Annotated in this window: 18 protein-coding genes, 2 tRNA genes and 1 pseudogene; 15 read left to right on the top strand and 6 right to left on the bottom strand. The window is 56.3% G+C overall.

What is annotated here, in order from left to right; genetic code table 11:
- The first annotated feature begins 61 nt into the window (after positions 1–61).
- The 8 genes from ACFO5Q_RS07875 (at position 62) to ACFO5Q_RS07840 (ending at position 12,051) form a co-directional block, all read left to right on the top strand.
- Positions 62–421 carry a hypothetical protein gene (locus ACFO5Q_RS07875; RefSeq protein WP_068152470.1) on the top strand — a complete coding sequence of 120 codons (360 nt, stop codon included), beginning with the start codon at positions 62–64 and terminating at the stop codon, positions 419–421.
- A 72-nt stretch (positions 422–493) separates the two neighbouring features.
- Complete coding sequence (locus ACFO5Q_RS07870) at positions 494–1,807, top strand: TolC family protein (protein ID WP_082720077.1); 1,314 nt, start codon at positions 494–496, stop codon at positions 1,805–1,807.
- A 1-nt stretch (position 1,808) separates the two neighbouring features.
- The gene (locus ACFO5Q_RS07865; protein WP_068152477.1) at positions 1,809–3,065 is read left to right on the top strand and encodes an efflux RND transporter periplasmic adaptor subunit; all 1,257 of its coding nucleotides are present in this window, start codon (positions 1,809–1,811) and stop codon (positions 3,063–3,065) included.
- An 18-nt stretch (positions 3,066–3,083) separates the two neighbouring features.
- Complete coding sequence (locus ACFO5Q_RS07860; RefSeq protein ID WP_068152480.1) at positions 3,084–6,254, top strand: efflux RND transporter permease subunit; 3,171 nt, start codon at positions 3,084–3,086, stop codon at positions 6,252–6,254.
- 204 nt (positions 6,255–6,458) lie between these two features.
- Positions 6,459–7,652, top strand: a complete 1,194-nt coding sequence (locus tag ACFO5Q_RS07855; protein ID WP_068152483.1) for an MFS transporter — start codon at positions 6,459–6,461, stop codon at positions 7,650–7,652.
- 64 nt (positions 7,653–7,716) lie between these two features.
- A complete protein-coding gene (gene betI, locus ACFO5Q_RS07850) occupies positions 7,717–8,301 on the top strand; it encodes a choline-binding transcriptional repressor BetI (RefSeq protein ID WP_068152485.1) in 585 nt (194 codons plus the stop codon).
- Between the two features lie 231 nt (positions 8,302–8,532).
- Complete coding sequence (locus tag ACFO5Q_RS07845) at positions 8,533–10,872, top strand: TonB-dependent receptor domain-containing protein (protein ID WP_068152488.1); 2,340 nt, start codon at positions 8,533–8,535, stop codon at positions 10,870–10,872.
- 90 nt (positions 10,873–10,962) lie between these two features.
- A complete protein-coding gene (locus ACFO5Q_RS07840; protein ID WP_197421305.1) occupies positions 10,963–12,051 on the top strand; it encodes an alkaline phosphatase D family protein in 1,089 nt (362 codons plus the stop codon).
- 113 nt (positions 12,052–12,164) lie between these two features.
- Here the strand turns inward: ACFO5Q_RS07840 and ACFO5Q_RS07835 are convergent, their stop codons facing one another.
- A complete protein-coding gene (locus ACFO5Q_RS07835; RefSeq protein WP_082720078.1) occupies positions 12,165–13,328 on the bottom strand; it encodes an alkaline phosphatase family protein in 1,164 nt (387 codons plus the stop codon).
- Positions 13,329–14,018: 690 nt separating this feature from the next.
- Here ACFO5Q_RS07835 and ACFO5Q_RS07830 point away from each other — a divergent pair.
- Genes ACFO5Q_RS07830 through ACFO5Q_RS07815 form a run of 4 tightly spaced genes read left to right on the top strand, consistent with a single transcriptional unit; the run spans position 14,019 to position 16,329 of the window.
- The gene (locus ACFO5Q_RS07830) at positions 14,019–14,147 is read left to right on the top strand and encodes a hypothetical protein (RefSeq protein WP_269448992.1); all 129 of its coding nucleotides are present in this window, start codon (positions 14,019–14,021) and stop codon (positions 14,145–14,147) included.
- Positions 14,148–14,162: 15 nt separating this feature from the next.
- Entirely contained in the window at positions 14,163–14,522 is a 360-nt protein-coding gene (locus ACFO5Q_RS07825) for a GntR family transcriptional regulator (RefSeq protein ID WP_068152497.1), read from the top strand.
- Between the two features lie 11 nt (positions 14,523–14,533).
- Positions 14,534–15,391: an ABC transporter ATP-binding protein gene (locus ACFO5Q_RS07820; protein ID WP_068152499.1), complete on the top strand. Its 858-nt coding sequence runs from the start codon at positions 14,534–14,536 to the stop codon at positions 15,389–15,391.
- A complete protein-coding gene (locus tag ACFO5Q_RS07815) occupies positions 15,391–16,329 on the top strand; it encodes a hypothetical protein (protein WP_068152503.1) in 939 nt (312 codons plus the stop codon). Before ACFO5Q_RS07820 ends, ACFO5Q_RS07815 begins: the two co-directional genes overlap by 1 nt.
- 87 nt (positions 16,330–16,416) lie before the next feature.
- Here the strand turns inward: ACFO5Q_RS07815 and ACFO5Q_RS07810 are convergent, their stop codons facing one another.
- The 5 genes from ACFO5Q_RS07810 to rlmB all read right to left on the bottom strand — a co-directional run bounded on the left by ACFO5Q_RS07810 (position 16,417) and on the right by rlmB (position 22,121).
- Positions 16,417–19,104, bottom strand: a complete 2,688-nt coding sequence (locus ACFO5Q_RS07810) for a calcium-binding protein (protein WP_068152506.1) — start codon at positions 19,102–19,104, stop codon at positions 16,417–16,419.
- A 258-nt stretch (positions 19,105–19,362) separates the two neighbouring features.
- Positions 19,363–20,229, bottom strand: a complete 867-nt coding sequence (locus tag ACFO5Q_RS07805) for a methyl-accepting chemotaxis protein (protein ID WP_068152509.1) — start codon at positions 20,227–20,229, stop codon at positions 19,363–19,365.
- A gap of 153 nt (positions 20,230–20,382) precedes the next feature.
- Positions 20,383–20,808 carry a cupin domain-containing protein gene (locus ACFO5Q_RS07800; RefSeq protein ID WP_068152513.1) on the bottom strand — a complete coding sequence of 142 codons (426 nt, stop codon included), beginning with the start codon at positions 20,806–20,808 and terminating at the stop codon, positions 20,383–20,385.
- A 21-nt stretch (positions 20,809–20,829) separates the two neighbouring features.
- On the bottom strand, positions 20,830–21,255 hold the full coding sequence (locus ACFO5Q_RS07795; RefSeq protein ID WP_068152517.1) for a cupin domain-containing protein: 426 nt from the start codon (positions 21,253–21,255) through the stop codon (positions 20,830–20,832).
- Positions 21,252–22,121, bottom strand: a complete 870-nt coding sequence (gene rlmB, locus ACFO5Q_RS07790) for a 23S rRNA (guanosine(2251)-2'-O)-methyltransferase RlmB (RefSeq protein ID WP_082720079.1) — start codon at positions 22,119–22,121, stop codon at positions 21,252–21,254. Before rlmB ends, ACFO5Q_RS07795 begins: the two co-directional genes overlap by 4 nt.
- Positions 22,122–22,354: 233 nt before the next feature.
- Between rlmB and ACFO5Q_RS07785 the strand changes: the two genes are divergently transcribed.
- The 3 genes and pseudogenes from ACFO5Q_RS07785 to ACFO5Q_RS07775 form a co-directional block, all read left to right on the top strand.
- Positions 22,355–22,438 (top strand) — tRNA-Tyr (locus tag ACFO5Q_RS07785).
- Between the two features lie 80 nt (positions 22,439–22,518).
- Positions 22,519–22,592 (top strand) — tRNA-Gly (locus ACFO5Q_RS07780).
- 118 nt (positions 22,593–22,710) lie between these two features.
- Positions 22,711–22,793, top strand: a pseudogene (locus tag ACFO5Q_RS07775) (GTP-binding protein); the annotation flags it as partial.

The following is a 22,793-nucleotide window of genomic DNA, read 5'->3' as shown; positions in this document are numbered from 1 at the left end:
GCTTGAATGGTGGCGCGTTTCGGCATAGTATTCGCCCGCTTGATAAGGAAACGGCAGGCAGATGACAGCAACTCTGGTCAAAAAACATGTGGCGATAACAGCGCTTTTTGCGCTGATGTTTCTGCGTTTTGTTGACTTGGCTGTTTTCGATGCTGGACAGGGCGAACCACTTTCACCGCATGCGAAGGCGCACGCCAGTGGGATCGCCCACAGCCACACGCCCGCTGAAGTGGCGGAGCATGACACCATGCACGGGTCTTACGCTCATGTCGGCATTCATACGCTTCTGAACGTCTTTGTTGATGCGGATGCGCCTGAGGTGCTTGCGCTTCAGCAGTTTACACCGCGCTTTGGCTTTTCTGCCAAGGAACAGGCGCGTGCTCAAGCATATCGTCCGCCCATTCCACCTCCTTTGGCCTGATCTTTTCAAATTCTGACACCTGCGCTGGGCTTTCCTGGCGCCCATTGTTGTATTTGATGAGAGTTAGGCATCATGACATTACATAAAAGGGCAGCATGTGCTGCTGTCGGCTTGTTGGCTGGGTTCGCATCTGTTTTTGCGCCGGCCTTGGCCGAAACGCCCATAAGCAAGGACGCTGCGATTGCACGTGTTCTTGACGCATCCCCAAGCCTGGAGGCCGCCCGCGCCCGCATGGCCGAAATGGACGCGGCAATCACCCAGATGGGTGCAAAACTAAACCCCACGATTGGGGCGGAAGTGGAGAATTTCACAGGTAGCGGGCCGTTCACCGGCCTTGACCGGACTGAAATGACCGTCACCTACGCCCAGCAGATCGAGCGTGGCAACAAGCGTAGCCTCAGGACCTCACTGGCCCGCGAGGAAGCAGGCATCAGCGAAGCCGAATGGCATGTTCGCCGCCTTGATCTGGTTCATATGGTTGAGAAAGCATATGTGGAAGCGGTTGCGGCCAAAGCCCGCGTGAACACCCTTGAAGCACAGCTTGTTATCCTGCGGGACATCGAAGCCGCGATACGGAAGCGCGTGGAGGTGGGTAAGGATTCTGACCTAGCGGCCCAGAACGCAAGTATCCGCACGCTGAATGCAGTGAACAGGCTGCAGGAGGCCAAGCGCGAATTGGAGGCCGCCAAGCTTGCGCTGGCTGGCCTTTGGGGGGGCAGCGCCATTGATTTTTTACTGGAAACGGAAGGCATGCTCAGCTTGCCGGATGCAGTGACCCCGGTCACGGCAGAGGCGGTACTGGACGGCCCGGATATGGCAGTATGGTACAAGAAAGAAGAGGCGCGGTCTGCAGCCCTCAGGTTAGAGAAAGCCAATGCGGTGCAGGACCCCACGGTTCGCGTGGGTCTTAGGTATCATCAGATGACCTCCGATGTTGCCGCAGTGGCGAGTGTCTCAATTCCGCTTGCGCTCCATGACACCAACAAGGGGAATATCAGCCGTGCCCGAGCCGCTGTCACTCGCAGCCGGTTCGAACGGTTGGAAGTGGAGCGGCAACTTTCCCGACAGTTGATGATGGCGCACACCCAACAGATGACGGCTTTCCAGACGGCCCGGCAATTGGAAGCCAATTTGAAGGCCGCAGAGGCTGCCGAAATGCTTGTGATGGACCGAATGGCTAAGGGAGCGGCATCTTACCTGGATGTCTTCGCAGCCCAATCGCTTCTGGCTGATATCCAGGCACAGCAGCTTGACGCGGTTACCCGCTTTCATTTGGCGCAGGCAGATATCAATCGCCTGACAGCAACCTATTCCACAGACGTGGTCACGCCTGCCGCCGCACTCGCGCGCGATGAGGGCGACCAAACAGACCGCGAAGGATACTGATATGACACTGAATATTTTGAAGAAACTATCGACCCTTGCCGCAGCTGCACTGATGCTGGCTGCGTGTGGCCAACCCTCCACCGATCAGGGTCAGGAAACTGGCGGGCACGGTGAAGTCGCCGAAGCCCAAGCGCCCAAGGGCCCAAATGGCGGTCGCTTGCTCACAGATGGCGATTTTGGCATTGAAGTAACCATATATGAACGGGGCACGCCGCCGCAGTTCCGGCTGTTCGCCTATGAGGGCGGCAAGCCGGTTTCACCACAGAATGTTGAAGCAAGCATCACGTTGGGGCGTCTGGACGGTGAAGAAAACTTCTTCCCCTTTGAGGCTGAGGGCGATTATCTCACCAGCGATGGTGTGGTAACGGAGCCCCATTCCTTCGATGTGTCCGTTGAGGCCAAATATAAGGGCAGGACGCACCGCTGGACATATGACAATTACGAAGGCCGCACCACCATCAGTGCATCGATGGCGAACCAGATGGGGATCACGGTGGACTCCGCGGGTCCGCAAATCATTGAAAGCACACTTGATCTTCTGGGTCGTGTGGAGTTTGCGCCGGACGCCCAGACCACCCTGCGGGCTCGCTTCCCCGGTGAGATTCTGGAGGTTCGGAAAACCGAAGGCCAGTTGGTTAAGGCGGGTGAAGTGCTCGCCCGCGTTGAGAGCAACGAAAGCCTGCAGCCCTATGATATTACGGCACCGATGGACGGTGTGATCGTAAGCCGCACGGCACAGAAAGGCGATGTTGTTTATGACCGTCCGCTCTTTGTGATCGGCGACCTTACGCGACTGCGTATCGATTTCCACGTCTATCCGGGTGATGTTGCCACGGTGAAACCTGGCCAGAAGGTGATGATTTCTTCCGTGGACGGAAAGCGCCGCGGGGAGACAGAGCTGGAGTTCTATCTGCCGACAGCGGAAAGCGCCACCCAGACGCTGATCATGCATGCGCATCTTCCAAACCCGAATAAGATCTGGATGCCGGGCATGACAGTGAAAGGTAAGGCTATTGTTGAGCGCCGCGAGGTGCCGCTTGCCGTAAAGCCAGAGGCGCTTCAGCGTTTTCGCGATTTCACGGTGGTGTTTGCCAAGGTAGGCGAGGCCTATGAAGTGCGCATGCTTGAGCTTGGCGAACGGACACCTGAGTGGGTTGAAGTGCTTGGCGGTATCAAGCCTGGCCAGGACTATGTCACCGGCAACAGCTTCCTGATCAAGGCAGACGTCGAAAAAGACGGCGCTGCCCACGACCACTAGGCGTCCAGAGGATATATCATGTTAGACAGAATAATATCTTTTGCGATCGCCAAGCGATGGACGGTCCTCGTTCTCGTGCTCGCGGTCGCGGCGCTCGGCGCCTTCAACTTCCAGCGGCTCCTGATTGATGCCGTGCCTGACATCACCAATGTGCAGGTGCAGATCAATACAGAAGCGCCCGGCTATTCGCCGATTGAAGCCGAACAGCGCATCACCTTCCCGATTGAGCAGGCATTTGCCGGCTTGCCGAAGCTTGACTATACCCGCTCGATTTCCCGCTATGGCCTGTCGCAGGTCACTGTAGTGTTCGAAGACGGCACCGATGTCTATCTCGCCCGCCAGTTGGTCAGCGAAAAATTACAAATCGTGAAGGGCGAGTTGCCGCCGGGGGTCGAACCCGAGCCGGGGCCGATCGCCACGGGCCTGGGTGAGATTTACATGTATACAGTCGATGCCTTACCGGGTGCAGTGAACGCGGATGGTGAAGCCTATACACCCACGGATCTGAGAACCATTCATGATTGGGTCGTGCGGCCACAATTGGTGACAGTGAAGGGGGTGACCGAGGTTAACACCATCGGCGGCTTCCAGAAGCAGTTTCACGTTACGCCGTGGCCTGACAAATTGTCAGCATACGGGTTGGGGCTGAGCGATATCATCGATGCACTTGAGCGCAATAACGCCAACGTAGGCGCGGGATATGTCGAACGTGCGGGCGAGCAGTATCTGGTGCGCGTGCCAGGGCAGGCTGACGGGGTTGATGACCTGAAAAAGATCATCATTACCCAGCGGCATGGTGTCTCCATCCGGCTGACGGATGTGGCCAACGTGGCCCTGGGAGAGGAGCTCCGGACCGGCGCCGCCACACAAAGCGGGCATGAAGTGGTGCTGGGCACTGTTTTCATGCTGATCGGCGAGAACAGCCGCATTGTCTCCAAAGCCGTTGATGAAAAGGTGGCGGAAATCAATGAAACGCTGCCCGAAGGTGTCGTGATCAAACCAGCTTATAACCGCACGGTGCTGGTGGACAAAACCATCAATACAGTGGCCAAGAACCTTATCGAAGGGGCGCTTTTGGTCATTGTGATCCTGCTCTTCATGCTTGGTAACGTGCGTGCTGCGCTGATTACCGCACTGGTGATTCCGCTTTCCATGCTTATGACAATCACGGGCATGGTGGAAAACAAGGTGTCCGGAAACCTGATGAGCCTGGGGGCGCTTGATTTCGGCCTGATTGTCGATGGGGCTGTGATTATCGTTGAAAACTGTCTCAGGCGGTTTGCAGAGGAACAGCACAAGCTCGGGCGGTTGCTTTCAAGTGATGAGCGACACGCTTTGGCGGCGGATGCAACGCGTGAAGTGATCAAACCCAGCATCTTCGGCGTGGTCATCATTGCGGTGGTTTACATCCCGATCTTTGCGCTTACCGGCGTGGAAGGAAAGATGTTCCATCCGATGGCCTTCACCGTGGTGATGGCGATCCTGAGCGCGCTTGTGCTTTCCATCACTTTTGTTCCAGCGGCGGTGGCGACCTTCGTGACCGGCAAGGTGCAGGAAAAGGAAAGCGCGGTTGTGCGGGCGTCCAAATCGCTTTATGGGCCGCTTCTGGACTTCGTGCTGAAGGCGCGCCTTCTCGTGGTTGTGGCGGCTGTAGCCCTGTTGGGCGCAACAGGTTATGTGGCCTCCAAAATGGGCTCGGAGTTTATTCCAAGCCTTGATGAGGGTGACATTGCCATGCATGCGCTCCGCATTCCGGGAACCAGCCTCAGCCAGGCTATCGATATGCAGCTAGCGCTTGAAGAGCGGTTGCGCGACTTCCCGGAGGTGGACAAGGTTGTTTCCAAAATCGGCACCGCCGATGTAGCGACAGACCCGATGCCGCCAAACGTGGCTGACACTTTCATCCTGATCAAGGACAGGAAGGAGTGGCCAAACCAGAAGAAGCCGAAGGCCCAATTGATTGAAGAGATCAAGGCCGTGATGGTCACTTTCCCTGGCAACAAGTATGAGTTTACCCAGCCGATCGAGATGCGCTTCAATGAGTTGATTTCTGGTGTTCGGGCGGACCTGGCCGTCAAGGTTTTCGGCGATGATCTGGACACGCTGCTATCGACCGCTAAGGAGATCGAAAGCGTGATGGGCACCATTTCCGGTGCGGCAGACATTCAGGTGGAGCAGGCAACCGGTCTGCCGATCCTGTCCGTTATCCCGAACCGCGAGGCGCTGGCACGCTACGGCCTTTCGGTTGCTGACGTGCAGGATGTGATCTCCACGTCTGTGGGCGGCAGGGTATCAGGCCAGATATTCGAAGGCGATCGCCGTTTCGATATCGTGGTACGCCTGCCTGAAGGTCTGCGCGACAATGTGGCCGCAATCGGTCGCCTGCCTGTGCCATTGCCAGATCATCTGCGGCAAGGGGATGAGGGTGACCTCTCTTTCGTCCCGCTTTCAGAGCTTGCCGTGATCGAAGTGGCGATCGGGCCAAACCAGATCAGCCGCGAAAACGGTAAGCGCCGTGTGGTGGTGACCGCCAACGTGCGGGGCCGTGATCTGGGCAGCTTTGTGGAAGCAGTGCGGGCAACAATCGCTCGTGACGTTGATGTGCCAGCTGGCTATTGGGTCACATACGGCGGCACGTTTGAGCAGCTGATTTCAGCGGCTGAGCGGCTTCGTATCGTCGTCCCGGCGGCGCTTCTCCTGATCCTGGGGCTTCTCTATACGCTCTTTGGCCGTTGGCGGGATGTGTTTATCGTCTCAAGCGGTATCCCGCTCGCACTTACGGGTGGGGTGGCGGCCCTGTTCCTCAGGGACATGCCCTTTTCCATTTCTGCGGCCGTTGGTTTCATCGCGCTTTCGGGGGTGGCGGTTCTAAACGGCGTGGTGATGGTGTCTTTCATCCGTAGCCTGTTGGATGAGGGCAAGGCATTTGCCGAGGCCATCAGGGAAGGGGCGCTTGCGCGCCTTCGACCGGTGATGATGACAGCCCTTGTTGCCAGCCTTGGTTTCGTGCCAATGGCGCTCAATGTCGGGATTGGCAGCGAGGTTCAGCGTCCGCTTGCCACAGTGGTGATCGGCGGTATCATCTCCTCGACGCTGCTGACGCTTGTGGTATTGCCAGTGCTCTACAGTCTGTTCGGCAGCGTCAGGCGAAAGCACGGCGACGCTGAAGCATTGAGTAACAAGGCTTAAGGAAAGTGAGGGGCGGCTGTGTTTCAGTCGCCTCTTTCATTTAGGCCGCAGCAGTGAACCAAATGCTCGCTTTAGCCCAACAGGGGATTTTTATTGAATATTCGTTCAATTTAAAAAAAAGATACACATTCATGGCCTAGAGGCTCCATGAGGTTGGCGGTTCCCAAGTCAATCCAATCAGCATAGGAACCAGGGCGCTTGTCGATGAGCAGAATTTCCCGAGAGCAAGACAATGTCAATTCGCGGGGCAAGGCGTCAATCCGAAACATGAAACATGTCTTCTCTGCCGTTCTTGTGTTCGTGGCGGTGGCGAGCCTTCAAGGCACAGTGGTGGCTTACCGCGCAGGGCTTAGTGAGGCAGCAGCTACGCACGCGGCATATCTTGTAGCTGCTTATTTTGCGGGGCTTTTGGGCGGCGCGGTTTTGGCTCCCAGGCTGATCAGATATTCGGGCCATGTGACACTTTTTGTGCGGGCGGCGCTGGTTGCCTCCGTCGCACTTTGTGGGTACGCCTATTTCCATACGTTCTGGGCCTGGTGTTTACTGCAGTTGGTCACGGGTGCAGCTGTTGCCTGCCACTATGTGGTTGTCGAAAGCTGGTTCAATCTGGAATCCAGCCCGCAAAGCAGGGCCCGGGTTTTCAGCCTTTATATGGTGTGTTGGTTTATAGGCGCTGGCCTGGCGCCGCTCCTGATGAGCATAAGCTGGCTGCATGGGGATACGATCTTCTTCTTGATGGCAGCGGCAGTGGTGGGCGCCGGCAGCATGCTTCACTTTGGTAAACAGGCGCCAACCGAACTTGACCATAGCCAGCGAATGCCCTTGGGCGCGGTGCTTGCGGCGAGCCGGGTCGGCTTTATGGGAACCTTAGTTGTTGGCGTAAGCTTCGGTGCCGTGTTTGGGCTGACAGCCGCATTCGCGCAATCCCTTGGTTGGAGCGAGTGGCACGTCAGCCTTTTTGTCGCGGCTTTCATTGTTGGTGGCGGCGCCTTCCAATATCCCCTGGGGCATCTTTCTGACGTGATCGGAAGAGAGCGGGTCTTTATGGCCTGCGCCTTGTCGGCAGGTGTCAGTGCATTTTGCCTGCTGCTGCCACTTTCATTCCCCGTCATGCTGGCTTTTGCTACCCTGTTTGGTGGATGCTCATTGCCACTTTACGCGTTGTCTGTGTCGCTTGTGCATGACCGGCTTGAAGACAAGGACCGCCTGGCCGCAAGTGGCGGACTGTTGCTTCTTAACGGCAAAGGGTCGTTTCTGGGGCCGCTTCTTATCGGGGTATTGGCGGGACTGTGGGGGCAGTATGCCGTCTTCATCATGCTGGGCGCAGGGCACCTGCTTTTGTTCCTGACATGCCTGACACACAGGTTTGCAGGCGAGCGATTACCTTCAGCGCAGTAATGATTTGACCCAGCCATAGGCGCTGTGGCAGCAAGACACTTCATGATAATGCAAAGGGACAAACGTGCCTAAGGTTGGAATGCAGCCCATTCGGCGTCAGCAACTGATTGACGCGACCATTCGTACTATTGCCAGTGTTGGCTATGCGGATACCACCGTGGGACGGATTGCAAAGGAAGCGGGTCTGTCCGTGGGCATCATCTCGCACTATTTCGGTGGCAAGCAGGCTCTTCTTGAAGCTACGATGGCTCGGGTGCTGTTTGAACTGCATGACGCATTCCTCAATCGTCTTCAGAATGCTGTAACGCCGCGTGAACGGTTGTCCGCCATCGTCGCAACCAATTTCGATGACGAACAATATGAACCTCAGATTGTTCGGGCTTGGCTGGCCTTTTGGGCGCAGGTTCCTTTTTCACCGGAATTGAAGCGGCTTCAGCGCATCTATAACAGGCGTCTTCTTTCAAATCTTCGGTGTGAATTGAAGGCGCTTGTCATGCCCGAGGCCGTCGCCCCAGGAGCCGAGATTTTTGCCTCCCTGATCGATGGGTTTTGGCTCCGGTCTGCGACCAGCAGCAAGGCGCCACTTCTGGATGAGATTCGCCTACAAGTCGAATCAAGTTTTGATCGATATATCCACGCGTGGTCTTAACCGGTCACCTGCCTAAAATCTTACCTCTAATACGCATTGATCCGAGTGTAGATGCCGCCTTCAACAAGCCATTTCAAGGGTTTGATGGGGCTTTCCAAGTTTTTCTGAACTCTCATGAAAGTGTCACTAAAGCGTAATTCTTTCAGCGCATTAACACGCCTGCGACATTTTTATTGAACATCCATTCAATAAAAATAGAGAACAATTTTAAACACTCAAAGGCTCAGGAATATGACACTCAAATTAAATAAATTCGCACTGCTCGGCGCATGCAGCATCCTTGCTGTATCCGCGGCAGCTACTGCGGAAGAAGCAGCAACCGAAGCTGCTTATGACGCATCATCGGATTTCGAGGAAATCATCGTCTCAGCCCGCAAAACCACTTTTGCGAACAACGCGACAGACCCGGTTATGCTTGATCAGGAACCAGACGCCGCCAGCGTTCTGTCCGTGATCGACAACCTGCCAGGTATTTTCGTTTCTGAAGGCGGCACCTTCGGGTCTGATGATTGGTCCACAAGCCTTTCTGTTCGTGGCTTTACCGTGAGTCTCTCAGAGCAGCAGATCGGCATGACCATTGACGGCCTGCCGAACGGCAATTCCAACTATGGCGGCGGTGCGAAAGCCAACCGTTATATCGACAGCGAAAACCTGGCGCGTGCCATCGTTTCCCAGGGTACGGCTGATATCGCCTCGCCGTCCCACGAAGCCCTTGGCGGCACCATCGATTTCCAGACCAGCAACCCGCTTGAAGAGCGCCGTTTCTGGGCGGGTCTGAGCTTCGGCGAAAACAATGCCGAGCGTTATTTCTTCCGCTATGACACTGGCGAGTTCGCTGAGGGTACCAGCGCCTACTTCAGCTATTCGACCCAGTCGAACGACGCATGGATCGGTAACGCAGGCGGCACCGAGCGCGATCATTTCGCAGCCAAGATCGTGTCCGAGCAGGACGAATGGACCTTCACGGGCCGTCTTTCCTGGGATGATACCTGGGAAAACAACTATCAGCGTATTTCCATCGCACAGTTCGAAGAAGACCCAGATTGGGACCGCCTGACCGATACAGTCACAGGTGTTCCGTATGTTGACCAGGTTTACCGTCCGGGCTGGGGCACGCTGCGGGAAAACTGGTTCGCTTATGTCAAAGCTGAATACAAGGGCGAAAATCTGGACTTCACCGTAGCACCATATTTCCACGACAATTGGGGCCGTGGTGACTGGACGCCTCCTTACCTGGTGGCCGTATCCGGCGGCGACGTGCAGTCCAATGGCGCCATCTATGGCGGCAGCATCGCAGGTGCCTATACCTTCACCGACAATGGCGGCAACCCGCTCGCGCCAAATGCTGACTGTACAGCCACGCTGACCTTCCCATATGGCGGCGGCTCGCCAGCCAACAACCCGGCTTGTTATGATGCGACAGCGATCCCTGTTGGGTCCTACCGCCACACTAACTATGGCAAGCAACGCTTTGGCGTAACGGCTGACATGGCTTACCGCATGGGCGAAAACAACACGCTGCGCGCTGGTCTGTGGTGGGAAGATAACACCCGCGACGAATACCGCACCTGGCACGAACGCACCAATATTCTGGCTGGTGTCGAGTTTGATGAAACTGAATACTGGCGCCAGTATGACCGTACATTCCAGACCGACACGATCATGCTTTATGCTGAAGACACGTTCGAGATCGGCGACCTGACACTGCGCGGTGGCATCAAGAAATTCTTTGTGGACCTCTCCCGCGAGGATAATTTCGGCAACGAAGCCCAGCAGGAACTGGATAGCGATTCTGACATCCTGATCACCGCCGGTGTGGTTTATAACGCCACAGACAACCTGGAAGTCTTCGGTGGCTTCAGCCAGAACTTCGCCGCCATCAAGGACAATGTGATTGAAGGTCGTGCCAGCGCCTCCAACCCGAATATTCCGGACCTTCAAGGCGAAACAGCCGACAACTTCGATATCGGTATCCGTTATTCCAACGAGTGGCTGCGGGCAACGCTGACCGGTTACTATATCAAGTTCAACAACCGCATCACTTTCGTATCTGCGGGCGACGGCACCAGCGGTATCGATTATCTGGAAGAAGGCGAAGGTACTTACCTCAACGTAGGCGGCATCAAGTCCAAGGGTATTGAAGCCAGCATCTCCGCTGATTTCGCTGACTATTGGAACTTCTACAGCTCACTGACCCTCAACAACAGTGAGTATAGCGACACGACCGCCGATGTTGTCGAAGGCAACAAGGTTGCGCTGGCACCTGAGTTCCAGCTGGTTGGCACGCTTTCTTACGCAAACGAAGGCCTGCGCGCAGGTATCTCTGCCAAACATGTGGGCAGCCGCTTCGGCGATTTCGCCAACACGCAAGAGCTGGATAGCTTCACGCTGGTTGACGCATGGGTCGGCTATTCGCTGGACGAGGGTGTGATCCCAGGCGTTCAGGCGGTGGATGTGAGCCTGAATGTGACCAACCTTCTGGATAAGAACTATCTGGGCGGCGGTACGCCGGGTTCTTACTTCATCGGTGCTGACCGTCAGGTTACTGCAAACCTGACCTTGAAGTTCTAGCATTCCCAACGGCGCACTACGGTGAACCAACTGGCAGGTGGCTCCGGCCGCCTGCCGCTTTTTCTGAGAATATGACGACGGAGCAGTGAATTGACCACTAGACGCGATACACTGAAGCTGATGGGGGCCGCGGGCGCGGCGCTGATGGTTGGCCTGCCGGACGCTGGCGCTTTCGCCAAAACGGGGGCAGCAGGCAAGCGCCTGTCCCGCATTCTTTTTGGCTCATGCGCCCATCAGGACAAGGCCCAACCGATCTGGGAGCCAATCCAGGACCTGGACCCTGATCTGTTCGTGATGCTGGGCGATAATATTTACGGCGATACACGCGATATGGCGCTGCTAGCGGATAAATACCGACGTCTGGCGGCCAAAGAGGGCTTCGCGAAGCTGCGCCGGAAGACGCCGGTGATTGCCACATGGGACGACCATGATTATGGCGAAAACGACGCGGGCCGCGAATACCCCATGAAAGAGCAGTCGAAAGACCTGTTCCTGAAATTCTGGGGGGATGAAGGCGGCGCCCGTCGCCGGGATGACGATGGCATCTACCATTCCTATGAATATGGTCCCGCGCATGAGCGTGTGCAGGTGATCCTGTTGGACCTCCGCTGGAACCGTACGCCGATCAGGCACGTCAGTGAGGCTGAAGCCAAACGGCGCGACCAGATGGCGCTCGGGCCCTATGTGCCGGTGACGGATGCGGGGGCGACCATGCTTGGGGAAAAGCAGTGGTCTTGGCTTGAGGGCGAGCTCAGGAAACCCGCGAAGCTGCGTATCATTGGCTCAAGCCTGCAGTTCATCTCCACTTTCCCGGGGTGGGAGGCCTGGAGCCTGTTCCCGAATGAGCGCCAGCGCATGATTGACCTGATTGGCAAAACGCGGGCGAACGGCGTGCTGTTCATCAGCGGTGATACTCACTGGGCTGAAATTTCGCGCCAGGACGATCACGCGCCTTACCCCCTATATGATTTCACCTCCTCAGGCCTCACACAGACCTGGCATAACATGAGCCCAAATGCCTACCGGCTGCCGGGCTGCATGTACACGAAAGTGAATTTCGGCGTGATCGAGATTGACTGGAATGTGCCTGATCCGCTGATTGTCCTGCAGGCGCGGGACGCGGATGGCAAACCTGTATTTGAAAAATCTCTGCTGCTCAGTCACCTTTCCCCGTCCTGACGGCTCCGGGGCTCTAGAGCCTTTGAGCCATCCCTCCCTCAGGTAGCGTGGCTGAACCTTCCAAGTGGCAGGCTTGGCGGGGCAATTGCCCCGCCATTTTTTCGTCCTGCAGCTTATCTCGCGGCCTCAAGGGGCGTGTCCATCATGCTGGTGATCGGCGCACCGGCTTTCACGGAAGGGTGGTCGCTCTCGAAGGTGTATCCCAGGAAACGGGCGGCAGTAGCGGCAATCTGGTTGGTTGTTACCTCATGTCGGCCTTCAACTTCGCCCAGTGCGGGTGTGTCGGGCCCGATAGCGGCCATCCAGATGGCGTCGTCGCCCTTGAAATCGCTGATGGCTTCTGCGCCATCTTCTTTGGTGTAGGGGAAGCGACCGTGATGGCGCCATGCGTCGAGGCTGTCGCTGCCGCGGCCATGGTCTGTGGTGATCAGCAGTGTGGTTTTGCCGCGGTATCGGTCATCCGATTGCAGCCAGGTCCACAGCTCTGCGATTGCGGTGTCCGTGCGGTGGGCGGCCATCGCATATTGATCATAGTGGCCGTCGTGGGCGAAGTCGTCCGTTTCCCCCAGCGCGATATAGACGAAGCGCATCTTTTCGCGCTTCAGCGCCGCGCGGGCATAGCCCATGGTGAAGGCGTCCAGACGCACGGTATCCCAGGGACTAGGAACCTCGCCCTGCAGTTTGTTGAGGAACGCAACCTTTTCGTCACCGCTAGCGGGATAATCCTCAAAGCCGGCGTTTACGGGAATGCCTGCGCGTTCCTCATTCAGGATGTAGGGGAATACGTCCCATGAACCGAACGCTTCTACCTTGCCGTCGTTCTCCGGCTTGGCGGCCAGCCATTCCGGCAGCGTGCGGTTCGGGTTCAGGATTTTATCGTTACTGGTGATACGCGCGTCATCCGCAATGCCCGTCAGGATTTCCGAATAGCCGGGGTAGGAGAAATGGAAACGGTTGGTCAACCGCCCCACGCTGCCCTTGTTGCGGTTGCCATAAAGCTGGCCTTCACGCACAAGTGTCGACCAAAAGAAAGGCATCAGGGCCTGCCGCCGGGCCTCAGGTGTTTCCGCGCCGAATTGTGCCTTGAATGCCTCATGGTGCTTCTTGTGGGCAATATAGGCTTCCTGGTCGAAGAAGGCTTCATCCACGCCGGTGAAAACCTCCTGCCAGCGAAGGCCGTCGATGGTGATCAGGATTACGGTTTCTGTTTTCGTTTCAGCACTGGCGGGAAGCCAGCCTAAAAGCAGGATTGTGACAATGGTAAGTAGATTTTTCATGGAACTGCCTCGTTACTGGTCGGGCCGGATGTGGCCTAGAATACAGGGCAATCTTCCACATCCACATGACAGGAGTTTTGCAGTGCCGTTTATTTTTGAACGAGTGCTCAATAAAAAATGACCGGGATAAAAGGTGTGTTGGCAGGTGTTTATACAGTGCCAGAATCAGGGGTTTTTTACGGGAAGTATAACAGCTGTAACACACGCCTCATACACCTCAAGTGCACCTCTGACTAAATTCTACTGAAAATTAAACCCAATAAAATCAATAGGTTGTTTGTTTTGTGGCAAGAAAAGTGATCTCGCCTCTTGCCAAGTCTGACATGGTGTTATACATAACTAATACACCGGCACGATAAAACGCCCAAACAGACACTCAAGCCACTCCAAGCACGGCACAAGAGGCAAGGGCAAAAAACAAGAGCCAAAAGGCTCAGCGAGGAACGCCGGTACGGGACAAGAGGTGAAAACACCCGGCCCGAGTGACGACAGCAAAGAACAGAAGCGAGAGATAATCTCGACAGCGAGGAAAACGAGCAGGGGGCCGGACAAAAATATAAAGACCCGGCCCCCGCCCCACCAAGAGCCGAAAAGGCCAAGGGGTAAATGCTCAAAACTGACGACAGCATAACGATAACAAGACGATAACAACAAACTCCGGGAAAACCGGATATGCGAGGAGAAACAAAAATGTCGATGAGATCCCAACATCACCTGAAACGCGAACATCGCCGCAGCCGCCGACTGGCGCGCGAGGCGAGTGTTCTCAAGCGCACCGCACAATCCGTGCACATCCAGCTCTTTGCAGCTGCAGCGTAAGAAAGGGGAGCACGTATGACGCCGGATTGGACGGACGATCAGCCGATCTACCGGCAGCTGAAGGACAAAGTGGTCACGGCCATCATGGAGGGCTCCCTCGTTGAGGGCGAAGCCCTTCCTTCCGTAAGGAATGTAGCCGTGGAAATGCAAATTAATCCTATCACTGCCTCAAAAGCCTATCAGGAGCTTGTCATGGACGGACTGGTTGAGAAAAAGCGCGGACTGGGAATGTTCGTGGTTGAAGGTGCACGCGACAAGCTGATGGAAGCCGAGCGCGAGCGCTTCATTAATGAAGAATGGCCCCGCGTGATGGACACCATCCGCCGCCTGGGTCTTGATACAGAAGAGCTGCTCAAAAGCAGCCGCAGTCACTAGAGGAGGGCCAAATGACAGACTATGTAATTGAAGCAAGAGGCCTTTCCAAAAGCTTTGGCGATTTCCAGGCGCTTCGGAGCGTGGACTTCAAGGTGCCGCTCGGTCGTATTCTGGGTGTTATCGGCGCGAACGGCGCGGGCAAAACTACTATGCTGAATGCTGTACTCGGCCTTTCGTCCTATGATGGTGAGCTGAGCGTGCTCGGCCTCGATCCATCGAAGGACCGCGACGCGCTGATGCAGGATGTCTGCTTCATCGCCGATGTGGCGACTTTGCCGAAATGGATGAAGGTTGTGGAGGTCCTTGACTATGTCGAGGCCGTTCACCCCAAGTTCAACCGGGCCAAAGCCATGGACTTCCTGAGCCGCACGAAAGTGCCGCTTGAGCGCAAGGTGCGGGCCCTGTCAAAAGGCATGACCGTTCAGGTGCATCTGGCGGTGGTGATGAGCATTGACGCCAAGCTGTTGGTTCTGGACGAGCCGACGCTGGGGCTTGATATCATCTTCCGCAAGCAGTTCTATCAAAGCCTGCTCGAAGAATATTTCGATGAGGAGCGGACGGTTATCATCACCACCCACCAGGTGGAAGAGGTGGAGCATATCCTCTCTGATGTGATGTTCATCAAGGACGGCGATATCGTGCTTGAATCCGATATGGACGAGCTGACACAGCAGTTCATCGAGGTGATGGTAAGCCCAGGTAAAGAGGAAGAAGCAATGAAGCTTGGTCCGATTGCAAAGGGCTCAACCTTCGGCAAATCCACGTGCGTATATAAAAATATTGACCGCGAAACGCTGGCCAAACTGGGCGAAACGCGCCGCCTGGGCCTTGCGGATATTTTCGTGGCGACCATGACAGGAGAGGCATAATGAATACGTTCACAGCCCTCATTAAACGCGAACTTCTGGACGGCAAGAACGGCTACATCCGGGTGCCGGCGATCCTTGGGGCCTTGTCGGTCTTCCTGGTGATCGTATCGACCATCGGTTTTGGGGCCACCATCGAATTCGACGGTGTGTTCGACAGTCATCCTGAAATCAGGAACTTCGGCGAAGCCATCGATATGGCAGCCAACAGTGACAAGGGCGAGCATGAACTGCCAGCTGCTATTACCCTGAGCTACTGGGTGATGGGTGGCATCAGTTGGGTGGCTCTGCCGTTCGTGGTGTTCTTCTCGCTTCTGTCTGCGCTTTATGAAGAGCGCCGGGACCGGTCGATCCTGTTCTGGAAATCCATGCCTGTGGCCGATTGGCAGGAAGTGTTGGCAAAGCTGATAACGCCCGTTGTGGTTGCGCCGCTGGTGTTCCTGGGTGTTGCGGTGGCCGCGCAGATAGTGATTGCCTTGTTCCTCAGCCTTGTTGTGCTGTTTCAGGGCGGACCGGTGCTGGAAATGTGGCCGCTGGGCCTGATGTTTGGCACATGGTCGCTGTTTATTGTGCACTATATCATGTCAACGCTTTGGGCGTTGCCGCTGCTGGCCTGGGTGCTGTTTGTGTCCTCCTACGCCTCGCGTCTACCCTTTATGTGGGCGGTGCTGCCACCGGCTGTTGTTGCCGCTGTTGAAGCCATCCTGTTTGAAACCACAAACTTCCTTGAGTGGTTCGGCACCCATATGGGTGGTTGGCAGGTTCGCTATGGCAACCCGCATGTGGATATCGATGGCCCGAGTGACTTTCTGAACCTTGTGTTCGGCGAAACCTGGGAAGCCTTGTCTTACACGCTCGCAAACGGCCAATTCTGGCTGGGCCTGGTGATTGCAGGCGGCTTCGTCTATGGCGCGATCGAGATGCGCAAACGCGCAATCTAAAGAAACCCATCTCAACTCTCCCAAGAACCTGAGATAAGGAAAGGGCCGCTCCCCGGAGCGGCCCTTTTTCTTACTTGCGCTACCGGGTCAGTCCAGAAGCATCGTCATTGAGCCGATGTCCTCAAGCGTCAGGCCGATGAGGAACACACTGTTGCCGTCGCCGGTGTCAATCAAAAGCCCGACCTTGCCGCCAATGGCTGTCTCAGTCGCTGCTGCCGCAACACTTTCGGCATCGGTGAAGTCTGTCACTGTGGCCGTCAGCCTTAGTTCATCCTCAGTCACGCTGAAATCGGTGACCGTATCGTTGCCCGAGGACGCCCCGAAGGCAAATACGTCGGCGCCGCTCCCACCCGTGAACAGGTCGTCACCGCCACCGCCCCAAAGGGTGTCGTTGCCATCGCCGCCATCCACTGTGTCGTTGCCCGTGCCGCTATAGAGATCATCATCGCCGTCGCCGCCCAGAACAAAGTCGTTGCCGTCGGACGCGAAAATCATGTCGTCTCCATCGCCGCCATCGATCACGTCATCGCTGCCGCCCTCGCTGCCACGGCCACCATAGACCTTGTCGTTACCGCCGCCGGCGTTCACCCGGTCGCTGCCGTCGCCGCCGCCCACGGTGTCCGCGCCGTCCGCGCCGATGATCAGGTCGTCACCGTCTCCACCCCAAAGGCTGTTGGCCGCAAGCTCATCGGATGCCTCTTCGCCAAGGCTGAAGGTGCCGTCGCCGGAGCTGTCGTCCCAAGCCCCGCCGATCAGTGTGTCGTCGCCGTCACCGCCATAGAGGATATCACTGCCTTCGTCGTCGCCGTCATCTTCGCCCTTGCGGCGGTTGCCGCCAACGATGAGATCATTACCCTTGCCGCCGCCGATCACATCGTTGCCGCGGCCGCCTGCGAGCCGGTCATTGCCGGTGTCGGTCGCGCCAGCCCAGATGTGGTCGTCGCCGTCGCCTGCTTCGAGGTTATCGTCGCCGTCGCCGCCAGTGATGGTGTCGTCGCCTTCTGATCCCTCAATGGTGTCGTCATCGTCCGAGCCTTTATGGCGGCGATTGGTACCCGAAGAGTTGCCAGGGTTGCTTTCATCCACCCCGTCTTCGTCGTTGCCGTGGCCATTGTCGTCATCGTCATCGTCATCGTCATCGTCATCGTCATGGTCTCTGTCGGCATCGCCATCGCCATCGTCATCGTTATCGTTATCGTTATCGTCATGGTCGGTGTCGTCGCCATTGCTGCCGCCTGAATTGCCCGGATTGTCTTCGTCTAAGCCATCCTCATCATTCCCGTGGCCCTTGTCATGATCGCCATCATCGCCGTCGTCTGCATCATCCTCATTGCCTCCGGGCAGGGTGTCGTCGTCGTTGCCGCCACCCGCGTCAGAGACTTGAAAGGATGCGGCAAATCCCAAAGAAGACAGGCCTTTAGTTGTAAAATTAAATGCATTTCCGGCATTGTCTGCGCCATAGATGCGGATCGTATATTCACCTGAGGCATAATAGTCCGGAATAGTGAAGGTGTGGGTGGCGCTGTTCGTGTCGTTGAAACTCATTGAAACGATCTGTTCCGATGGGGAGATTAGCATCACAGTAAAATATTTGATGCCTGACTTGTCATCTCCCAGTTCCACGCCCAAGGTTACATCTCTGTCCCCGGTTGAGAAATCAATAACAGGATCTTCAATGGCAAGATGGACCAGGTACGGGCTCTCTGTATCAGGGTCAGAGCCGATGATGGTTACGGTTGAATTGAATCCAAGGTTTTCTAGGCTTTCAGCGGAATAGGCTCTTGTGTTTCCTGCCGTGTCTGTAACCGAGAGGGTGACGCGATAGTCACCGTTTTCCACGTTTCCAGGAAGATCGAGTGTTAGGGAGCCCTCACTGGCGTTAGAATTGCGACCGGTAACAATCTGCCCTTCTTCTGTTCGGATGTATATCCAGATCATCTCAATGTCTGATAAAGCGTCTTCGACAGCATAGTTGATGGTAACTTGCGTGTCCCCGGTCGACCAATCGACCAAGGGGTCTTGAATTTCGAAAGCAACTAGGTCTGGAGGGGTACCATCACTTGCGGTGTTGATTACTTCTACAGAGCTTGTAAATCCCAGTGCCTGTAAATCTTCGGAAAAGAGATTCTTCGAATTGCCTGTCTTGTCGAACAAATCCAAGCGAAAATAGTATGTGCCGCTTGGGAAAGTGTCCGGAAAATTCAAAGTTATTGTTCCAGATTCGGTGCGCAAATGGCCCTGAACATTCAATTTTAAGCCATCATCATTGTAAATGTATAGGGTTGCAGCGGATACGCCGGATAAGTCGTCCGACAACGTCAGTCTGACAGTGGCTGACTGGTCACCGTCTGAAATGTTCACGACGGGATCAAGGATCGTCAGGTCTTCGAGTTCAGGCGGGGTTATATCCTCTTCGGCATTCACCACCGTTACGGCCACTTCAAACAGGCTTGATAGGTCAGCGCCATCATAGGTGCGGGCGTTGCCTGCGGTGTCGGTTACCACCACTTCCGTGACCTTATATTCGCCCTCGGGCTTGTCGTCGGCGATCGTAAACGTCAGTTCGCCGGATGCGGCGCCCAGCATTTTTACCATTGTGCCGCCCTCCGGGTCTGTCACCGTCACGCGGATGGACGCCACTTCGCTGTCGGCATCAGAGGCGGCCAGCAACACCGTTACACTGTTGTCGCCTTCGCCCCGGTCAACGATGGGGTCCTTGATGGAAATGCTATCGAGTATAGGAAGGGTTGTGTCCAGAACCGCTTCGTCAGACATAGGTCACCTGTTGTCGCAAAGGTGCGCTGCCAACACACCTGGCTTCAATTCGGCGGTATTGGAAAAGTCTCATCTGCCAATGAGTACATTCCGGTTGGCTCCGCCACCTCATGCGACTCATTGTGTCTTATATACGTTTAAGGGCTTGTTTACGAAAAAAGACCTTTTTACAATAACTTGTGTAAATTTTTAGAGATCACGCAAACAAAAGGCCGCCCAATCTGGACGGCCTTTCAGTCTGCAGCGTCCTTCAACCAATTAGCCCTGATGCAAGTGCTTCATGAAGTCCTGTACGCTGGCGCGCAGGTCGGCACCTTGCTGTTGCAGGCTTGAGACCTTCTCGGTTACCGCACTGGCGGCACCCTGCGTCCGTGATGTGGCGTCCCCCATATGGTCAAAATCGCTAATCACACCGCTTGTTGCCTCAGCGGCCTGCGCGGCGCTGTGGCTGATTTCCTGCGCTGCGGCAGCCTGCTGGCTGACGGTGCCGGAAACTTCGCCCGCGATCTCGTCCACTTCCTTGATGCGGCCGCTGATTTTCTCGAATGCGGAAACGGCATCCGTGGTTGCGCCCTGAAGCTCGTTGATCTGTTGGCTGATCTCATCCGTTGCCCGGGCTGTCTGGGTTGCCAGCGCCTTCACCTCGGACGCCACAACGGCGAAGCCCTTGCCTGCTTCGCCCGCACGCGCGGCCTCAATGGTGGCGTTAAGCGCCAGCAGGTTTGTCTGGCTTGCGATGTCGTTGATCAGTTTGATCACTTCGCTGATCTTCTTGCCGGATTCGTTCAGCGTGGCAATCAGGCGGGAAGCGTCATTGGCCTCCTCAAGCGCCTTTGCTGTCACTTCTGCGGCGCGGCCCATCTGTTCGCTGACATTGCCGACAGAAGCCGAGATTTCTTCGGTCGCACCCGCGACCGCGTTGACACTTGAGCCGGCATGGCGTGCTTTTTGTTCCGCATGCTGCATGCCGTCCACGGTTTCCTGCGTGGCGCCATTCATGGTGGCCGCAGCGCTCTCCAGCTCGTCTGCGGTGCCGCCCAGCCGGTCAATGGCCGCCAGCACCGACGTTTCGAATTGCTGCGACAGGTCGCGGCTGTTTTTCTCTTGTGTTTCTTGGTTCAACATACAACTCCCCTTCAAGCGTCAGGCCCGTAAGGCTCACGTCTGGTTATTCTTATTTTCAGGAAAATCCCCAATCCTGATCGGATCACACCCTAGGCGAAATCGACCCACAGTTAAACCCTGAATAACTGCGACGGTGTTCTTGAATGTGGGGGCTTATTCGGTGGAGCTGATGGTGCCGTCCGGCAGTTCCAGGGTCTCGAACATGAACTCTGGCGCAACGATGCAGCTCACGAGCGACCAGCCGCCATTGCTGCGCGCCCGTTGCCAGTGGTCCGCTGGCACCAGGATTTGCGGCCGTTCGCCAGCCAGTATGTCGGTGCCAAGGGTCTGGGGTTGCGCGGTGTTTTTGTCGCGGCCGATCTCGAGCGTCAAAGGGGCCCCGGCGTGCCAGCACCAAAGTTCATCTGCGTCTATTCGGTGCCAAAGGGCAAAGTCCTGTTGGTCCAGCAGATAATAGATGGCGGAGCAGTGGCCCCGCTTGTCGCCGTTTGCAGCATTCCTGTAGGTGCGGCGGAAATAGCCGCCTTCGGGGTGGGGCTTCAGCCCAAGCTCGTTGATAATGTCCTGTGCGCTTGTCACACTGTTTCCTGTCTTGCGGCTTTACTTGTCTGCCGGGCGGCTTTCGATATGCAGGTCGAGTGTCTCGAAGGTAAACTCGGGGCTGACGACGCTCGAAAACAGCGTCCAGTCGCCGGTGCTGCGAATGCGCTGCCAGGTATTGCCGGGGATAACCAGTTGCGGCTTGTGCCCTGCAACGACGTCCATGCCCATTGTGTGGCTTTCGTCTGCAACCGTATTTGCGCCCATCTCTATAATCGCCGGGGCGCCGCCGTGCCAGAACCATAGCTCGTCTGCGTCCACCCTGTGCCACAAGGCGAAGCTCTTTTGTTCGATCAGATAATAGATGGAAGACGCATAGGCGCGCCCATCCACCCTTCGGTCGTGGCAATAGGTGCGGCGATAGTAACCGCCTTCAGGGTGAGGCGAGAGGTTCAGCTTCTCAATAATTTCTGCGGCAGTGGTCATGCTTTCCCCATTTCATAGAGCGCGATGGCGGCTGCATTGGATACATTCAGGCTTTCCACCTTACCTGTCATAGGGATTTTGGCAATGGCGTCGCAATGTTTGCGTACCAGCGGTCTCAGGCCTTTGCCCTCTGATCCCATGACAATGACGACATTGTCGCCCATGGATATATTGCCGATCTCCGTGTCTGTATGCCCGTCCAGTCCCACATGCCAGTAGCCCATGTCCTTCAGGGCCTCTAGCGCCTGCGCCAGATTGGCGGCGCGGACCCAGGGCAAGGTCTCCAGCCCGCCGGCGGCAGCGCGCGCGAGCACACCGGATTCACCGGGGCTGTTTCGGTCCTGGGTTATCAGGGCACGCGCACCAAGCGCGGCGGCAGAACGCAGGCAGGCCCCCACATTATGCGGGTCAGTGACCTGATCAAGCATCAGGATGATGTTCTTCTCGCCAGCGGTGGGCTCCAGGTCCAGAAGGTCCAGGCCGGGCAGGGGGCGCACTTCCAACAGAATCCCCTGATGCGGGGAATCGGCCGGGACCGCACTCCTGAGCACGCTATCGTCTTCTATTATGTCCACATGCAGGTTCGGACGTATCGCTGCCAAGCCCGATGCCTGAACAGCCTTTGGCGTGCCAACAAGGCGAATACATTCGCGCTTCTGGTTCCTGAGCGCTTCTTCGACCGCATGGCGACCGAAAAGGAAAAAACCGTTCTTGTGTTTTGGTGTCAGCGCGGGGCCTGATTGCCTTGGCCGGCCTTCGCCGTGGGGGCGCGGGCCCTGATGCTCTGTCCGCTGCCCGCTCGTGTGTCGTGTCTTGCCTTTGGGTGTCCGGCGGTCCGGATTCTTTTTAAAGTCTTTCTTGGCCATCGCCTGTGTGCTTCCTGACATGGGCGGCAGGTGAATTACCCGCCGGAAACGTGGAGATTGTTGCGTGTCACTTATGCTAAAGTGAGGGAATTATAAAGACCTAACAAAAAAATACGAATTGTTCCGAAGTTGCTGTTGACATGCGAATTTATATGCGCATATTGCCCCTCACCGCGACGCCAGTTCGGAGTGGGATTTTGTCCCGAGTATCGCTGGCGGACTAGAATATACGTGGAGGGGTTGGGGAGCGGTCAAACCCATCAGACTGTAAATCTGACGCTTCGGCTTCACAGGTTCGAATCCTGTCCCCTCCACCACTTATCCTTCCTTGTACAAAGCGCCTCCGGGTGCTGCGCGCGGGAAGGCTTGTCGTGTTCGAGAGGAGCCGCTGGCTTGTGCGGGTGTAGCTCAATGGTAGAGCAGAAGCCTTCCAAGCTTACGACGAGGGTTCGATTCCCTTCACCCGCTCCAATTAAGTCCCTCTCGGGCGACATCATCATGTGACTTCCCGGGTGGGTGTCACGGGGTTAAATGGAAAGCTCGCCTGAGTGTGAACAAAGGCGTGATTGCTTGCAAAGGTAGACGGGCAATGGCTAAAGAAAAGTTTGAACGTAATAAGCCGCACTGCAACATCGGTACTATTGGTCACGTTGACCATGGTAAGACGACGTT

The sequence above is a fragment of the Kordiimonas lipolytica genome (assembly GCF_042651265.1).
Taxonomy (GTDB): Bacteria; Pseudomonadota; Alphaproteobacteria; order Sphingomonadales; family Kordiimonadaceae; genus Kordiimonas; species Kordiimonas lipolytica.
This window is presented reverse-complemented; position numbering and strand designations above follow the sequence as displayed.

Coding starts and splice junctions, on each gene's coding strand:
- ACFO5Q_RS07875 (WP_068152470.1), top strand. CDS start 62: ATGACAGCAACTCTGGTCAAAAAACATGTGGCGATAACAGCGCTTTTT.
- ACFO5Q_RS07870 (WP_082720077.1), top strand. CDS start 494: ATGACATTACATAAAAGGGCAGCATGTGCTGCTGTCGGCTTGTTGGCT.
- ACFO5Q_RS07865 (WP_068152477.1), top strand. CDS start 1,809: ATGACACTGAATATTTTGAAGAAACTATCGACCCTTGCCGCAGCTGCA.
- ACFO5Q_RS07860 (WP_068152480.1), top strand. CDS start 3,084: ATGTTAGACAGAATAATATCTTTTGCGATCGCCAAGCGATGGACGGTC.
- ACFO5Q_RS07855 (WP_068152483.1), top strand. CDS start 6,459: ATGAGCAGAATTTCCCGAGAGCAAGACAATGTCAATTCGCGGGGCAAG.
- ACFO5Q_RS07845 (WP_068152488.1), top strand. CDS start 8,533: ATGACACTCAAATTAAATAAATTCGCACTGCTCGGCGCATGCAGCATC.
- ACFO5Q_RS07835 (WP_082720078.1), bottom strand. CDS start 13,328: ATGAAAAATCTACTTACCATTGTCACAATCCTGCTTTTAGGCTGGCTT.
- ACFO5Q_RS07830 (WP_269448992.1), top strand. CDS start 14,019: ATGTCGATGAGATCCCAACATCACCTGAAACGCGAACATCGCCGCAGC.
- ACFO5Q_RS07825 (WP_068152497.1), top strand. CDS start 14,163: ATGACGCCGGATTGGACGGACGATCAGCCGATCTACCGGCAGCTGAAG.
- ACFO5Q_RS07820 (WP_068152499.1), top strand. CDS start 14,534: ATGACAGACTATGTAATTGAAGCAAGAGGCCTTTCCAAAAGCTTTGGC.
- ACFO5Q_RS07815 (WP_068152503.1), top strand. CDS start 15,391: ATGAATACGTTCACAGCCCTCATTAAACGCGAACTTCTGGACGGCAAG.
- ACFO5Q_RS07810 (WP_068152506.1), bottom strand. CDS start 19,104: ATGTCTGACGAAGCGGTTCTGGACACAACCCTTCCTATACTCGATAGC.
- ACFO5Q_RS07805 (WP_068152509.1), bottom strand. CDS start 20,229: ATGTTGAACCAAGAAACACAAGAGAAAAACAGCCGCGACCTGTCGCAG.
- ACFO5Q_RS07795 (WP_068152517.1), bottom strand. CDS start 21,255: ATGACCACTGCCGCAGAAATTATTGAGAAGCTGAACCTCTCGCCTCAC.
- rlmB (WP_082720079.1), bottom strand. CDS start 22,121: ATGGCCAAGAAAGACTTTAAAAAGAATCCGGACCGCCGGACACCCAAA.